Source organism: Paraburkholderia largidicola (assembly GCF_013426895.1).
GTDB classification, from domain to species: domain Bacteria; phylum Pseudomonadota; class Gammaproteobacteria; order Burkholderiales; family Burkholderiaceae; genus Paraburkholderia; species Paraburkholderia largidicola.
The window spans coordinates 604,071-620,199 of record NZ_AP023174.1 but is presented as its reverse complement, the minus strand read 5'-3'; the positions used below and the strand labels follow the sequence as shown (position 1 = coordinate 620,199).

At 62.7% G+C, this 16,129-nt stretch carries 12 protein-coding genes; 3 read left to right on the top strand and 9 right to left on the bottom strand.

The features are described from left to right. Positions 1-83: 83 nt before the first annotated feature. The 7 genes from PPGU16_RS02715 to PPGU16_RS02685 all read right to left on the bottom strand — a co-directional run bounded on the left by PPGU16_RS02715 (position 84) and on the right by PPGU16_RS02685 (position 8,201). Positions 84-821 (bottom strand): SDR family oxidoreductase, encoded by a 738-nt coding sequence (locus tag PPGU16_RS02715; RefSeq protein WP_180721593.1) that lies wholly within the window; start codon positions 819-821, stop codon positions 84-86. After that, positions 818-2,362 (bottom strand): FGGY-family carbohydrate kinase, encoded by a 1,545-nt coding sequence (locus PPGU16_RS02710; protein ID WP_180721592.1) that lies wholly within the window; start codon positions 2,360-2,362, stop codon positions 818-820. The genes PPGU16_RS02715 and PPGU16_RS02710 overlap by 4 nt, the downstream gene beginning before the upstream one ends. 52 nt (positions 2,363-2,414) lie before the next feature. Further along, positions 2,415-3,503 carry an alcohol dehydrogenase catalytic domain-containing protein gene (locus PPGU16_RS02705; RefSeq protein WP_180721591.1) on the bottom strand — a complete coding sequence of 363 codons (1,089 nt, stop codon included), beginning with the start codon at positions 3,501-3,503 and terminating at the stop codon, positions 2,415-2,417. A 42-nt stretch (positions 3,504-3,545) separates the two neighbouring features. Beyond that, positions 3,546-4,547, bottom strand: coding sequence for an ABC transporter permease (locus PPGU16_RS02700; RefSeq protein ID WP_180721590.1), 1,002 nt, complete (start codon positions 4,545-4,547; stop codon positions 3,546-3,548). Beyond that, on the bottom strand, positions 4,534-6,069 hold the full coding sequence (locus PPGU16_RS02695) for a sugar ABC transporter ATP-binding protein (RefSeq protein WP_180721589.1): 1,536 nt from the start codon (positions 6,067-6,069) through the stop codon (positions 4,534-4,536). The genes PPGU16_RS02700 and PPGU16_RS02695 overlap by 14 nt, the downstream gene beginning before the upstream one ends. A 67-nt stretch (positions 6,070-6,136) precedes the next feature. Continuing rightward, positions 6,137-7,078 carry an ABC transporter substrate-binding protein gene (locus PPGU16_RS02690; RefSeq protein ID WP_180721588.1) on the bottom strand — a complete coding sequence of 314 codons (942 nt, stop codon included), beginning with the start codon at positions 7,076-7,078 and terminating at the stop codon, positions 6,137-6,139. Positions 7,079-7,178: 100 nt separating this feature from the next. Then, complete coding sequence (locus PPGU16_RS02685; RefSeq protein ID WP_180721587.1) at positions 7,179-8,201, bottom strand: AraC family transcriptional regulator; 1,023 nt, start codon at positions 8,199-8,201, stop codon at positions 7,179-7,181. A 570-nt stretch (positions 8,202-8,771) separates the two neighbouring features. Here PPGU16_RS02685 and dalD point away from each other — a divergent pair. From dalD to PPGU16_RS02670, 3 genes are all read left to right on the top strand, one after another. Further along, on the top strand, positions 8,772-10,181 hold the full coding sequence (dalD, locus tag PPGU16_RS02680; protein WP_180721586.1) for a D-arabinitol 4-dehydrogenase: 1,410 nt from the start codon (positions 8,772-8,774) through the stop codon (positions 10,179-10,181). A 172-nt stretch (positions 10,182-10,353) separates the two neighbouring features. Continuing rightward, positions 10,354-11,838 carry a xylulokinase gene (xylB, locus tag PPGU16_RS02675; RefSeq protein WP_180721585.1) on the top strand — a complete coding sequence of 495 codons (1,485 nt, stop codon included), beginning with the start codon at positions 10,354-10,356 and terminating at the stop codon, positions 11,836-11,838. 127 nt (positions 11,839-11,965) lie between these two features. Beyond that, a complete protein-coding gene (locus tag PPGU16_RS02670) occupies positions 11,966-12,922 on the top strand; it encodes a sugar-binding transcriptional regulator (RefSeq protein ID WP_180722530.1) in 957 nt (318 codons plus the stop codon). 27 nt (positions 12,923-12,949) lie between these two features. Here PPGU16_RS02670 and PPGU16_RS02665 read toward each other — a convergent pair whose 3' ends face one another. Further along, positions 12,950-14,734: a tetratricopeptide repeat protein gene (locus PPGU16_RS02665; protein WP_243460568.1), complete on the bottom strand. Its 1,785-nt coding sequence runs from the start codon at positions 14,732-14,734 to the stop codon at positions 12,950-12,952. A gap of 281 nt (positions 14,735-15,015) precedes the next feature. Continuing rightward, positions 15,016-16,125: an ABC transporter ATP-binding protein gene (locus tag PPGU16_RS02660; protein ID WP_180721583.1), complete on the bottom strand. Its 1,110-nt coding sequence runs from the start codon at positions 16,123-16,125 to the stop codon at positions 15,016-15,018. Positions 16,126-16,129 lie beyond the last annotated feature (4 nt).

The window sequence follows — 16,129 nt, the reverse complement described above, 5'->3', positions numbered from 1 at the left end:
GGGCAACGCTTGCAAACCAATAACATCACGCGGATGCCAGCGCAAAACCAAAACAAACCACCCAACGTCGCAGACAAAAAAAATCACCTGGCGGTATACCCGCCATCTATCGGCAAAGTCACACCAGTAATCATGGATGCCGCATCACTGAGCAAAAACAAAACCGGCTCAGCGACTTCCCGCGGTTCAGCGAACCGCTTAAGCGGAATAGCCTGCAACGCAGGATCGCGCCTGGAAGGCTCGCTCCAGGCCTTCACCGCCATCGGCGTCAGAGTGACCGTTGGATTAACACTATTCACGCGTATCCCATACGCCCCCAACTCGACACACAAAACCCGCGTAATCGCATCCATCGCCGCTTTAGAAGCGCAATAACTCAAATGATCCTCGAGCCCAACCAGCGCCGCCTGGCTAGAGACATTAACAATGCTACCCGCGCGCTTGGCATCGATCATCGCCCGCGCCACATGCCGCGCGACCAATATCGCGCCGCGAGCATTCACGTCCATCACAGAATCAAAACTCGCCGCAGTCGTATCGATCGCACGCTCAAGCATCGCCGTGCCGGCACAATTCACAAGCCCATCGAACACATCGAGCGAGGCAAGCGCATCGTCAATCGCAGCCTCATCACCGACATCGAGCACCAGAGGCTCACACCCCGTCTCCTCCGCAAGACGCGCAAGCTCGCCAACATTGCGCGCCGCCGCAACAACCTGCGCGCCGCTAGCGCACAACATCTCAACAGTCACGCGGCCAATCCCGCTCGATGCCCCCGTCACGAGTATCGAGCGCCCGGAAAAATCGAAGGTCGTCTTCATTTCGCTTGCAACCGATGCATGACCGGCTTCAAAGCCGGATACAGATCCGTATAGATGCCGAAACGCTCCGCGTACATCGACTGCCGCGCGGGATCGGGCCTCGCACGCTCGATCAGCGTCACCCAGCCACCGCGCGCCGTTTCCTGCGAAATCAGCTTCGTGCCATAGGCGGCAAGCAGCGCCGCGCCCATCGCCGCTTCCACGTCCTGCTCGATCGTGTAGACGGGAAAGCCGGTAATGTCCGCGATGATCGACATCCACAGGTCCGAATGCGCCGCGCCGCCGACGACGATCAGCTTGTCGTCGAGTGACTTCGCGCCCCTGCGCCCCGCCACGATGTTGTGCTGCAACGCGTACGCCACGCCTTCCAGCACCGCGCGATACAGATGCGCCCGCGTGTGATACAGACTCAGCCCGACGAACGCGCCGCTCGCCTTCGCATCCCACACGGGGCTGCGCTCGCCCATCAGATACGGCAGGAACATCACACCATCCGAACCCGCCGGAATCTGCGCCGCGTCCTCTTCGAGCAGTCGATGCGGATCGCCATGCGGGATCGCTTTGGCCGCTTCGATCTCCGCATGACAGAACTGCTCGCGATACCACGTTACCGATGCACCCGCCGTGATCGCGCCGCCGAACACATAGATATCCTGCAACCCGTTGAACACGTGCGGCATGCTGATCAAACCATGATGCGCGTCGACGCTCTGGTTGATGTAGCCCCAGCACATGCTCGTGCCGATCATCGCGACATGCTGGCCCGCGCGCGTCACGCCCGCCGCGTAGGTGGCCATCGCCGCATCGACGCCGCCCGCGACGATCGCCGTGCCCGCTTCGAGTCCAAGCTGTTCCGTCCATTGCGATAACAGGCCGCCCACTACATCAGACGATTCGACCAGGTGTTCGGGCATCATCGTCGCGGGAATGCCGAGCATGTCGAGCGCCTCGTCGGACCAGTCGCGCTTCGCGATGTCGTACACGCCGCCGATATTGCCCGCGGAACTGTGATCGACGGCCACTTCGCCCGTCAGCAGATAGATCACATAGGCATTCGGCGGCAGGAAGAAGCGCGTGTTCGCCCACACGTTCGGCTCGTTGTCACGCAGCCACAGCATCTTCGTATAGCCGTAGTAGCTGTCGACGCCATTGCCCGTGATCGCATACAGGCGTTCGAGATCGACATTCGCACGTACCGCGTCGACCTGTGCCGTCGCGCGCCGGTCCATCCAGATCAGGCACGGATACAGCGGCTTCATGTCGCTATCGACGGGAATGCCCGAGCCGCCATACAGGCTGCTCACACACACGGCCTTGATCGCGTTCGACGCGACGCCCGCCTCACCCGCCTTCGCCACGCAGCGCGAAATGCATTCGACCACCGCCTTCATCCACACGGTCGGCCATTGCTCGGCCCACAAGGGCTTCGGTGTGTCCGGGTGATAGCCGCTCGAATGCTGCGCGACGATTGTGCCGCGCTCGTCGACGAGCACGGCCTTCGTGCTCTGCGTGCCGATATCGACGCCGATGACGTAATTCATAGTGTCTCCGTGTGCGCGTCTCGCACGACGCGCACTGTTCGTATTTTTCGGACTATCGGGCCGGCTTCATCAACACCTTGATCGAATCGAGCGAATTCGCGACCTTGATCGCTTCGTCCCACTCTTCGAGCGAAAAGCCATGCGTGACAATGCCTTTCGATGTGACGAGCCCGCGCGCCAAAAGATCGATAGCAATCGGATAACAGTAAGGGCCCAGATGCGCGCCGCGCACGTCGAGTTCCTTGCGGTCGCCGATGATCGACCAGTCCATTGTAGTCTCCGCGCCGAACACAGAAAACTCGACGAAACGCCCGAGCTTGCGAATCAGGTCCATGCCCTGATTCACGCCCGCCGGCACGCCCGTGGTTTCGATGTAGACGTCACAGCCGTAGTTGTCCGTCAGCGATTTGACGATGGCGAGCGCATCGTCGTTCTTCGGGTTGATCGTCACGTCAGCGCCGTATTCGCGCGCAAGTTCAAGACGTTCGTCGACGAGATCGATCACGACGAGTTTCTTCGGTGTTTTCAGGTGCGCGACCTGCGTCATCATCAGACCGAGTGGCCCCGCGCCCGCGATCACGACGACATCGTCGAGTTGAATGTCGCCGCGATTGACCGTGTGAATCGCGCACGCGAGTGGCTCGATGATCGCGGCATCTTCGAGCGAGATGCCATCGGGAATCTTGTGGACGATGGCCGTCGGCGGAATGCGCATGTATTCGGCCATGCCGCCGTCCGCGACTTCGCGCTGGAAGCCGAAGATGTTGTGTACTTCGCACATCCAGTACTGGCCGGATTTGCAATAGCGGCATTTACCGCACGGCACGATCTGTTCGGCGATCACGCGGTCGCCCTTCTCCACGCCGAAATGTTCGGCCGCACCTTCGCCGATGTCTTCGACGTAGCCGAAGAATTCATGGCCAGGAATCACGGGCGCTTTCACCCACGGGCTCGGGCCGCCCCAGAACATTTTCGCGCCGGAATGGCACTTGCAGTCGCTCGCGCAGATGCCGCACGCGGCGATGCGGATCACGAGCTCATGCGCGCGCGCCTGCGGTTTCGTCACGCGTTCGACGCGATAGTCTTCCGGCGCGTGACACACGATCGCCGTCATGCTTTTGCTGTTGTCCTGAGTGGTCATTGCATTGCCTTGCGATTAATGGAAACAGAGGAGTATGTGATTTCACTTCTTGCGTTCGCGGCTGATGTAGATCGCGAGCAGGATGATTCCGCCCTTGATCACGTTCTGCACGTACGGATTCACGCCGACCATGTTGAGGCCGTTGTTCAGCACGCCGAGCAGCAGCGCGCCGATCAGCGTGCCGACAATCGAGCCGCGTCCACCCGATATCGACGTGCCGCCCATCACCACGGCCGCAATCGCATCGAGTTCGAAGCCGACGCCCGCATTCGGCTGGCCGCTCATCAATCGCGACGTGAGCACGATGGCTGCGAACGACGACGTCAAACCAGCCAGCGTGTAGACGATCAGCTTGACGCGCGCAACACGCACGCCGGACAGGCGCGTTGCCTGTTCGTTGCCGCCTATCGCGTACACATAGCGACCAAACGGCATGCGTTCGAGCAGCAGCCATGCGATCGCGTAGATCACGAGCATGATGAGCACGGGCGCCTGGATGCCGAGCACCTTGCCGCTGCCGAAGAAGCTCACCCAGTCCGGCAGGCCGTCGATCGGATAGCCGCCCGTGTAGATCAGCGCGAGGCCCCGCGCGATGCCCATCGTCGCGAGCGTGACGATGATGGGCGGCATGCCCGCGAACGCAACGAAAAAGCCGTTCGCGAAGCCGAAGCCAAGTCCCACGGCAATGCCGATCGCGATTGCCGCGACGCCATTGAGGCCCGCTACCATCAGGCCCGCCGCGAGCGTGCCCGACAGCGCCATCACCGAACCGACGGACAGATCGATGCCGCCCGTCAGGATCACGGCCGTCATGCCGACGGCGATGATCGCGTTGATCGAAACCTGACGCAGCACGTTTTCCAGATTCGCTGCGGACAGAAAGCTGTCGCTCGCAAACACCATCACGATGCACACGACGAGCAAGCCAATGAACGGGTAGAACAAGGTCGAGCGTTTGATGCTTGCCCAATTCAGGCGAAACGGCGCGCCCGGCGTATCGGATGCGACCGTCGATGTCTTGGGAGAAGTATTAGGCGTGTTCATGCTGTGTTGCTCCACGAGTTGCAGCCGATGCACCAGCCGTTGCATACGTCATCACGGCATTCGATTCGATCTGGTCGCCTTCGAGAATCGCTTCGATGCGTCCTTGCCGGAACACGGCGACGCGATCGCACATGCCCACGATCTCCGGCAATTCCGACGAAATCATGATGATCGAGTAGCCGCGCGCCGTGAGTTCGCGCATCAGCAGATAGATTTCCGCTTTGGCACCGACGTCGATGCCGCGCGTCGGCTCGTCGAAGATGAGGATGTTCGTGTGGTGATTCAGCCAGCGCGCGATCACCACTTTCTGCTGATTGCCGCCCGACAATGTTGCGACTTCAGTGTGCATCGTCGGTGCCTTCACGCCGACGCGTTTCATGATGTCGGCGGTGGCCTTCGCTTCGCTGCGGTGATCGATGAAGAAACGGCCCGTGCGGTACTTGCCGAGGTTGTTGATCGAGATGTTCTGCTTGATCGAGAACGATGTGATCAGCCCTTCCGTCTTGCGGCTTTCGGGCAGAATGCCGATGCCGGACTTCAGCGCATCGGCGGGATCGGACAGATTCGCCGCCGCGCCGTTGATGCGAATGTCCTTCACATGCGCAGCGTCCGCGCCGATCACCGCGAGCGCCGTCTCCGTGCGGCCCGAGCCGACCAGTCCCGCGAAGCCGAGAATCTCGCCTTCACGCAATGTGAAGCGATTGATCGGCCCGTCCTTGTGCAACTGCAAGGCGTTCACTTCGAGCACGGCCTTTGCGTCGGCGGGTAAGGCGGGCTTCGGCGGAAAGCTGTTTTCGATCTTGCGCCCGACCATCATCTCGACCAACCGGCTCACATCCGTTTTCGCCACATCCGTCATGCCGACATACTGACCGTCGCGCAACACGGTGATGCGGTCGCACACTTCGAAAATCTCTTCGAGGTGGTGCGAGATGAAAATCATCGCGACACCTTGCTGCTTCAGATCACGCATGATCGTGAACAGATGCTCGGCTTCGGCGGGCGTGAGCGTGGCCGTCGGCTCGTCGAGAATCAGGATGCGCGCATTCAGCGACAACGCCTTGCCGATTTCGACGAACTGCTGCTGCGCAACCGACAGTTCGCGGATCGGCACGGACAAATCGATTGCTACACCGAGACGCCCGAAAATCTCCGCCGCAGCACGCCGCATCCTCGCGCGATCGAGCATGCCGAGCCGGTTGCGGAACTCGCGTCCGAGGAACATGTTCTCGACGGCATTCAGATACGGAATCAGGCTGAACTCCTGAAACACGATACCGACGCCCGCCGCGACGGCATCGTGATAGTTCGCGAAGTGCCGTTCCTGTCCATCGATCACGATCGTGCCGTCGTCGGGCTGATAGATGCCGCTCAGAATCTTCATCAACGTCGACTTGCCCGCGCCGTTCTCGCCGAGCAATGCGTGAATCTCGCCGCGCGCAATGTCCAGGTGGATGCCCTGCAGCGCCTTCACGCCGGGAAAGCTCTTCGTGATGTTGTCGAGTTTGAGAATCGTGTCCATCGCGTTTCCTCTGCGTTTAATGCGGTGACGCGGGCTTCGCCTGCGTCACCCATGCACAACACGTCGCTTACCAGCTGAAGCCCTTCGCGTTGTCCTTGTCGACGAGTTTCACGTCGACAGGAATCGTCTTCGGCACATTGGCGCCCCACTTCTTCGCAAGCGCCACACCGATGGCGAGGCGAATCTGGTCACGCGGAAATTGCGCGGACGTTTCGATGAACTTCGAATTCGGCTTCTGGAGCGCAGTGATCGCTTCCGGCGCACCATCGACGCTCGTCAGCTTGATGTCCTTGCCCGACGATTCGATCGCGGACAACGCGCCCATCGATCCACCATCGTTCACGCTGAAGATGCCCTTCAGGTTCGGATGCGCCTGAATCATGTTCTCGGTGACGGACAGGGCCGTCGCGCGTTCCTGCTTGCCGTTCTGCGTATCGACGATCTTCACGTTCGGGAACTTTGCGAGCGCCGCCTTGCAGCCGCGCACACGCTCGAGAATCGGCACCACGGGAATGCCGTCGAGAATCGCCACTTCGCCGCTGCCGCCAATGGCTTTCGCGAGGTACTCGCACGACATCTGGCCAGCGTCGAAATTCTTCGAACCGACGAACGAATCGACGGGACCGTTCGCGTTCGCATCCACGGCGACGACCACGGCGCCCGCCTTCTTCGCCGACGCCACCGCCGACTGAATACCCGTCGAATCCGTCGGGTTCACCAGCAGAATGTCGATCTTCTTCTGCAGCATGTCTTCGACGTCGCTCACCTGCTTGCTCACGTCGTGATGCGCGTCGGTGACGACGACCGTCGCGCCGATCGATGCCGCCGCATCGTTCAACGCCTTTTGCATCGTCACGAAGTACGGGTTGTTCAGTTCCTGGAACGTCATGCCGATCTTCAGCGGCGCCGCTTCGGCCACGGGCGCAACGAACGGCGCGCCGAGCATCACGGCGGCAAAAGTCAGCGTGGCGCGCAGGCGCAAGGCGTGATGTGAAGTGGTGTGCGTCATGGCTTGTCTCCGTTTTTGAGGATGAGTGCGTCCCTCACGCGGTGTCAGCGCGTGATCGGACGGTGCAGCGGTGAGCTACGGAAACGCTAGAGAAAGTGCCCTAGGTCGTCGCGAGCGGCGAGCCGTGAGGCGGATACGCCGCGGGCGCGGCGCGTGGCTGGCCGTGCTGATGACTGGGCGTCTGCGCGGCCGGCACGATCGAAGGCGCGTTGGCGATGCCCTTGCCGAGCGCCGCCGCTGCTTCCGAAGCGACGCGGCTCGCGTCGTTCAGTTGCTGGAAGCGCCGGAACTTCGACGGAGGGATGCCTTTCGCGGTGAGAAACTGCCGGTTGAAGTTCGACAGATTATTGAAGCCGACCTTGTAGCAGATGTCGGTGACGCTCAACTCGTCGTCCATCAGCAACTGACACGCGAGATTGATGCGCATGCGGTTCACGTACTGCACGAACGGCAAACCCGTATGGCGGCGGAAATAACGCGAGAACGCGCTTACGCTCTGCCCCGCGAGTTGCGCGAGATCGGATTCGCGCAACTCCGACGCGAGGTTCTTGCCGATATACGACAGCACGTGATTGATGCGCGTCGACGCGTAGCTGGTCGGATCGATCTGATACGCGGGGCTGGCGAGCAATTCGCGGTCGCTCGCATTCAGCAGGATTTCCATCATCGAAAGAAACAGCACGATACGGCGCAGGCCGCGCGCGTCGAGCAGTTCCATGAAGAGCGGCTGGATGAGTGCGCTGGTCTGCGGGCCGAACGACACGCCGCGGCGCGAATCGGCGAGCAGCGCTTCGAGCGTGCGCCACTCGGGGAAGCCCTCCGTGCAATGCGCGACGAAGTCCTGGCCGAACTGCACGACGAGATTACGCTGCGCGATCGTCACGCCTTCGGGTACTTCGCTGACCCAGTTGTGCGGCAGGTTCGGTCCCATCAGCACAAGATTGCCCGGCGCGAAGCTGCCGATGTAATCGCCGACGAACATCTTGCCCGTCGTCGCGACGATCAGATGGATTTCGAATTCAGGGTGAAAGTGCCAGCGCACCGTGCGGTAAGGAAAGCCGTGATACCACGCCTTGAATGACTCGTCGCGGCGCACGCTGACCAGTTCGAGATCGGGTTGCACGTCGGTCTCCTGATCGCGGTTCAGACGAAGCGCCGCGCATCGTGCGCGTATCCCGCGCGACGCACATGCAGATCCGCATGTCGATGCGCGTGCAACCACGTAACCGGCGTGACGATGCCCTTCATTGTCTTCCTCCTGTTTCTTCTTCCAGACGCGGGCGGTTCGCTCGCGGCATGAACATGCTTTATTGCTCTTGTCGTGTGTACCGAAAGTTAGACCCATGGCGCAATGGCGGCCACTAGAAATGAGACCGTCGACCGATACTTTTTTGCATTCGGGTTAGTCCTGGCCTCTGCGCTGTCAAATTTGATGCAATGCAACAGCCCTGCGATCGCTTGTGCGGCAGCATTCCGCGCACGTCGTGTTCGTTGGAAACGCCCGTCCCACCGCGCTGCGCCACGAAAAGCAGTGTGCTGCGCCTTGACTTTCAATCGGCCGAATACGATCATTAGTTCAAATGCAGAGCAAATGCTCTCATATTCTTCCGACATCGGCTCACAACGCCGGGACACCTTCTAGACTTATCCCAAGGAACGCACGCGAAAGACCGTGCGCATTTAGGAGACACATATGAACAGCGGCCAAAGCAGCGGCGCAAGCAAGCAGGGTATCCTGCATATCGGCGCGGGCTCGTTCCATCGCGCGCATCAGGCCTGGTATCTGCACCGGCTCAACGAAGCGCGCAAGCCCGGCGATCCGCACTGGTCGCTGACCGTCGGCAACATCCGCAGCGACATGAACGCCGTCGCCGAAGCGCTCGCCGCGCAAAACGGCGTCTACACGCTCGAAACCGTCACGCCGCAAGGCGAGCGCGCGTACGAGACGATCCGTTCGATCGAACGTGTGGTGCCGTGGTCGAAGAATCTCGATGCACTCGTCGAAGCGGGCGCCGATCCCGCGTGCAAGATCATCGCGTTCACCGTGACGGAAGGCGGCTATTACCTCGACGAGCACGACAAGCTCGATACGGCCAATCCCGACCTCGCCGCCGACCTGAACGGCGCGCGCACCACCATCTATGGCGCGCTCGCGGCGATTCTCGAAGCGCGCATGCAGCGCAATGCGGGCCCCGTCACGCTGCAAACGTGCGACAACCTGCGCAGCAACGGCGACCGCTTCCGCGCGGGCATGACGCAGTTTCTGGAGCGGCGCGGCGCGAGCGAATTGCGCAAGTGGTTCGACGCGAACACCGCGTGTCCGAATTCGATGGTCGATCGCATCACGCCGCGTCCCACACCTGACGTGCGCGAACGCGTGAAGGCCGCGACAGGCTTCGACGATGCTTGCCCCGTGATGGGCGAGTCGTTTATCCAGTGGGTGATCGAGGATCATTTCATCGCCGGACGGCCGGCCTGGGAGCAGGTTGGCGCGGAACTGGTCGAATCGGTGCTGCCGTACGAAGAGGCGAAGATCCGCATCCTCAACGCGACGCATAGCTGTATCGCGTGGGCGGGCACGCTGGTCGGGCTCACGTATATCCACGAAGGCACGCTCGACCCCGAGATCCGCCAGTTCGCGTACGACTATGTGACGCAGGACGTGATTCCCTGTCTCACGCCGAGCCCGCTCGATCTCGCGAAGTATCGCGATGTCGTGCTCGAACGCTTCGGTAATCCTTATATCCAGGACACGAATCAGCGCGTCGCCGCAGATGGCTTCTCGAAGATTCCCGGCTTCATTGCGCCGACACTGTCCGAGTGCTTCGAACGCAACGTCGAGCCGAACGCGACGGCCATGCTGCCCGCGCTGTTCTTCCGCTTTCTCGACGAGTGGCAGCAAGGCAAGCTGCCATACACGTATCAGGACGGCGTGATGGACGAAGGCGTCGCGCGCGGCTTCTTCAGTGCGGCCGATCCGGTGCAGGCGTTCTGCGCGGACAAGCTGCTGTGGGGCAGCATGGCGGGCACGGCTTCGCTCGAGAAAGTCGTGCGCACGGCCATCGCGGTTCTCAACGAGTGGTACGAGAAGCGCAACGGCTAAGCGCAACGGCCCAAGTCTTTGCACCCGGCCGCGCATGGCGACGATCCACGCGCGGCCTTTTTCCTTGAGCGCCGCATCCGATGCAGGCCATGCGTCAGGTCTTTTGCGCATGGCATCGCACGCAGCATGCGGCTAAAGTAGCGCATCTCCTACCGGTGAAGGTTTCGCGCCCATGTATCTCGGCATCGACCTCGGCACGTCCGAAGTAAAAGTTCTGCTGCTCGCCTCCGATGGACGCGTGGTCGGCACGGCAGGTTCTCCGTTCACGGTTTCGCGGCCGCATCAGCGCTGGTCGGAACAGAATCCGTCCGACTGGTGGCAAGGCACGCGCGCCGCGCTGTTCGCGTTGCGCGACCGCTACCCGGAGCAGTTCGCGCAGATTCGCGGCATCGGGCTGTCGGGACAGATGCACGGTGCCGTGCTGCTCGACAGCGAAGACCGCGTGCTGCGCCCAGCGATCCTGTGGAACGACATGCGCGCGGTCGAGGAGTGCGACGAGCTGTACCGCCGCGCGCCGGACCTGCACCGGATTGCCGGCAATCTGGCGATGCCCGGCTTCACCGCGCCGAAGCTGCTATGGGTCGCGCGTCACGAGCCGGAGATTTTCCGGCAGACGGCCTGCGTGCTACTGCCGAAGGACTACTTGCGCCTGCAACTGACGGGCGACAAGGTCTCCGACCCATCCGACGCCGCCGGCACCCTCTGGCTCGATGTCGCGCAGCGCGACTGGTCCGACACGCTGCTCGCCGCCTGCGATCTGAACCGTTCGCACATGCCGCGTCTCGCGGAAGGCAGCGCCCCGTCGGGCATGCTGCGGCCCGAACTCGCGCGCGAACTCGGCTTGCGCGAACCCGTCGTGGTCGCAGCGGGCGGCGGCGACAACGCGACGAGCGCAATCGGCATCGGCGCGACGCAACCGGGCGACGGCTTCGTGTCGCTCGGCACGTCGGGCGTGCTGTGCGTGATCGGCAACAGCTTTCGCCCGAACCCCGAATCGGCTGTGCATGCGTTCTGTCATGCGATCCCCGACCGCTGGCATCAGATGAGCGTGGTGCTGTCGGCGGCGAGTTGCCTGCGCTGGGTCTGCAAGCTCACCTCCACCGATGAGCCGACGCTGCTCGCCGAAGTCGAAAAGCTGCCCGACGACGCGCTTGCCACTGCACCGCTGTTCCTGCCGTATCTGTCGGGCGAACGCACGCCGCACAACGATCCGTATTCGCAAGGCGTGTTCTTCGGCATGACGCACGCAACCGACCGTGCGCTGCTCGGCTACGCCGTGCTCGAAGGCGTGACGCTCGCGCTGACGGACGGACTCGATGCACTGCGCGCGGCGGGCACCGAAGTGAACGCGCTGTCGCTGCTCGGCGGCGGTGCACGAAGCAACTATTGGGCGCAGCTGCTCGCCGATTCGCTGAACACCACCACGCGCAAGCACGGCGGCGGCGAAACGGGCGCGGCGCTCGGCGCGGCGCGTCTGGGCTGGCTCGCGGCAGGCGGCGATCCGGCGAAGGTGTTGACCAAGCCGCCCGTCGAAATCGAATTCACGCCGAACGCGCGGCGACATGCGATGCTGCGCGAGCGGCTCGCGAGCTATCGCGCGCTGTACCGGCATGTGAAGCCGATGTTCGCGCCCGCGCCCGAAGCGGACGCGACTTGAACGTGTGAACCACCCGTGAAGACTGCGATGAACGTCCACGGCATGCAGCGCACCAGATCGCCTGATGAAGGCTTCCTGGTGACACATCGACGTTGTGCGCATGAGCGCCATACAGACCGACAACATCGTGCCCAAGTCCACTGAAAAGCTCGATCTCGCGACGCGCGCCGCCTGGCTCTATTACGTCGCCGGCAATACGCAGAACGAGATCGCGGAAAAACTGCAGGTATCGCGGCCCGTCGCGCAACGGCTCGTCGCGTTCGCCGTCGAGAAGAACCTGATACGCGTACGCGTCGATCATCGGCTGGCGGATTGTCTGTCGCTCGCCGACCAGCTGTCGAAGCGCTACGGGCTGTCGATGTGCGAAGTCGTCCCCGTCGACAACGACAAGCCCGAGGAGATCGACCGCAAGCTCGCCGTCGCGGGCGCGCAGGTGATGGAACGCTATCTCGGCGAAGAAAAGCCGATGGTCGTCGCGGTGAGCAGCGGTCGTACGCTGAAGGCCGTCGTCGATCAGGTCGGGCAACTGGAACGGCCGCAGCACCGCCTCGTGTCGATGGTCGGCGCGATTGCGCAGGACGGCTCGTCGAACCGCTACGACGTCGCACTGCACATCTCCGAAAAGACGGGCGGCAAGCATTTTCTGCTGCCCGCGCCTTTGATCGCGGACAGCGAAGCCGAGCGCGCGCAGTGGTGCAATCACCGTCTGTACCGGATCGTCGAGTCGCTGTCGGGCGACGCGGATGTCGCGTTTGTCGGTATCGGCAATATCGGGCTGCATTGCCCGCTGCATGAAGACGGCTTCATCACATCGGATGAAGTGGAAGAACTGGTGTCGCTGGGCGCGGTGGCGGAACTGCTCGGTTTGCCGATCGATGCGAACGGTGCGCGTGTCGAATCGCCGACGGGGCGCCGCGTGACGAGCCTGCGGCTCGATTCGCCGCCGAAGCGGCCCGTGATCGGCTTCGCGGGCGGCGAACGCAAGCGCAATGCGGTGATTGCCGCGTTGAAGGGCGGCTGGCTGTCGGGGCTCGTGACCGACGAGTTGTGCGCGCGCGCCGCGCTGAATCACGGCGCCGCTTAGTCCGCGCCTGCGCGCGGCTCGCTTGCGCTAGAGCGCTTCGAGCGCGCCGCGCAGCGCGTCGACGACGGGCGACCAGTCGCCCAACACCTGTTGCCGGAAAAGCCGCGCGCTCGGATACCATGGGTTGGTCTCACCGGACATCATCCAGCGCCAGTCGGCCTGCTTGGGCAGCATCACCCACACTGGCTTGCCGAGCGCGCCAGCCAGATGCGAGACGGAGGTATCGACGGTGATGACGAGATCCAGTGACTGGATCACGGCGGCCGTCGTGTGAAAGCTGTCGAGCAACTGGCCAAGCGCGCAGATCGGCCAACGATGCGCGACACCATCGAGTTGGGACTCTCCCGCGCCCTTCTGCAACGCGAACCAGGCGACATCGCGCACCGACGCGAGCGGCTCCAGCGCGGCCAGCGGCGCGGAGCGGTAGACATCGAGGTAATGATCCGGATTGCCCGCCCACACCAGACCGACCTTTTTGCGTGAGCCTGCGGCGTGTTCGAGCCGCGTGCGCCACGTCGCGATCTGCGCTTGATCCGCCGACAGATAGGGCACGCCGTGAGGAATCGCGTCGCTGGCGAGCCATGTGGGCACGCTCATCATGCGGCAGTAGTAGTCGTAGCCGCGACCTTCCGGCGGCTCCGTCAGCACGTGACGCACGCCGCGCGTGCGCGCGAACAGCGGCGCAAGTTCATCGCTCGTCCAGATGTCGACGGTTGCGCCGAGATCGTGCAACACATCGGCATAGCGAACGAACTGCACCTGATCGCCGGCGCCCTGCTCGCGCGCCATCAAAAAGCATTTGCCATCGACAGGCTCGCCCTGCCATTCGGGAATGTCGAGCTTTCCATAGTCGCGCAGGCCCGACTGCGTGAGCTTGCGGTGCTCGTAGTACGCCCAGCCCTGACGATAGTTGCCGCGCCGCAATTCGGACATGCCGAGCAGCTTGCACGCGTTGGCGAGTCCGGGACTGAGTTCGAGCGCACGTCGTAGATGGTGGTCGGCTTCGTCGTAGCGCGACAGGCAGGTCAGCGAGAAGGCGATGTTGTTGTGCAGCGTCGACGAGTCCGGCGCGATTCGCAGCGCGTGCCGATACCAGACGATTGCGTCGTCGAACTTCAACAAACCGTCGGTCGCGAACGCGATGCCGAATAGCGCCTGGAGATTCGCGGGCTCCCGCTGCAACAGGCGCGAAAAATAATCGGCGGCTTCAGCATGACGACGCACGGCATTGAACGTCTTGCCCAGACCAAGCAACACGCGCGCGTCATCGTGTTCGAGCGTCGCCGCGTGCTGGTAGGCAGCGATTGCCTCGGCCGGTCGCGATAGGGCTTCGAGCATGTCAGCTGTGCCGAGCGCGGCGTCGAAAAAGCCGTTATCCAGCGCGAGCGCCTGCTGAAAACCGCGCAAAGCCTCGTCGTGTCTGCCCACACGCCGCAGCGCCTTGCCCAGATTGCAGTGCGCAAGCGCATCGCGTGGCGCGCATTCGGTGGCCCGGCGGAAGAAGTGCGCGGCGGCTTCGTTGTCGTCGCGTGCGAGCGCCGCGATGCCGCGATCGTTCAGGCAGTCGGCGTCGTTCGGCTGCAGTGCGAGGGCCGCGTCGAAACGTTCGATCGCGCGCTCGACATCGGAACGCTGCAGATACAGCACGCCGAGCATGTAGAGGGCTTTCGCATCGCGAGGCTGCGCGTCGAGAATCGCGCGATACGCCTGTTCGGCGCTGTCGAGCTGGCCGTCGCGATGAAGCGCGAGCGCGTTGTCGATCGCCAGTGGGGTGTGGATTGGTGAAGCTGTGGCGGCGGGAACATTGTGCATGGCGTCGGGATTCGTTCCGCGCCGATGCATGCGCTATCCGGACAGGAAGCACGTAGATGGCGCGTATGACGGAATGGACGGAACCGACAGGACGCACCGTTCGGCCTGGCCGGGCTGCGTGCTGTCAGACGGTGCGCAATTTTGATATGGGAGATAGCGCAGATAAATCGGAAAAGTCCGAGTCTGCAAAAAGGAAAGGCGCCGTTGCAAAGGTTGCAACGGCGCCTGTCAGACTGCGTCGCGAACCGGGTTGTGAACCCGATCGCAAACCAGGCCGCAAATCAGGCCGCGAGCACTTCGACGATCTTGCGATGGAACGCCTGCCCGTCGCTGTCGAACAGATGGCAATGATCGGGCGTCGCGCCGACCCGGATCGTGCCACCCTTCTCATGCCGTTCGAGCGGCGGAATGCGCGCGATCAGGCCATCCGGCGCGACACTGCTTTCCGCGTACAGATACGCCGCATCGCCGAGCGATTCGATCGCCATGACGCGAGCCGACACGCCGTTGTCGGGCAGGTCGAGATGCAGATGCTCGGGGCGAATGCCGACCGTCACCTTGTCGCCTTCTTTCGCGCGGCCCGGCTCGACCAGTACGAGCTGCGTCTCGCCCGTTTCGTACTTCACGAGCACGCCGTTCGCCGACACCGACTGCACGACGCCTTCGAGGAAGTTCATCTTCGGCGAGCCGATGAAGCCCGCCACGAAGCGGTTTGCCGGCGCGTGATACAGCATGTTCGGGCTGCCGACCTGCTCCAGATTCCCCGCCGACAACACGACGATCTTGTCGGCGAGCGTCATCGCTTCGACCTGATCGTGCGTCACGTAGATCATCGTCGTCTTCAGCTCATCGTGCAGGCGCGCGAATTCGAGGCGCATCTTCACGCGCAGCGCGGCGTCGAGGTTCGACAGCGGTTCGTCGAACAGGAACACCTTCGGCTTGCGCGTGATCGCACGACCGATCGCCACGCGCTGACGTTGGCCGCCCGACAGCTGCTTCGGCTTGCGTTCGAGCAGATGGTCGATATGCAGGATCTTCGCGGCGTTGCGTACGGCGGCGTCGATCTCCGGCTTCTTCGTGCCCGCGAGCTTCAGCCCGAACGCCATGTTGTCGTACAGCGTCATGTGCGGATACAGCGCGTACGACTGGAACACCATCGCGATGCCGCGCTTGGCGGGCGGCACGTCGTTCATGCGGACGCCGTCGATGTTCAGGTCGCCGCCCGAGATGTCTTCGAGGCCGGCAATCATCCGCATCAGCGTGGACTTGCCGCAGCCGCTTGGGCCGACGAACACGACGAACTCGCCGTCCTGAATGTCGAGGTTGATGTTGCGCATCACCTCGTTGTCGTCGTAAGCCTTTCTGATGTTGCGCAGAGTTACGCTTGCCATGATG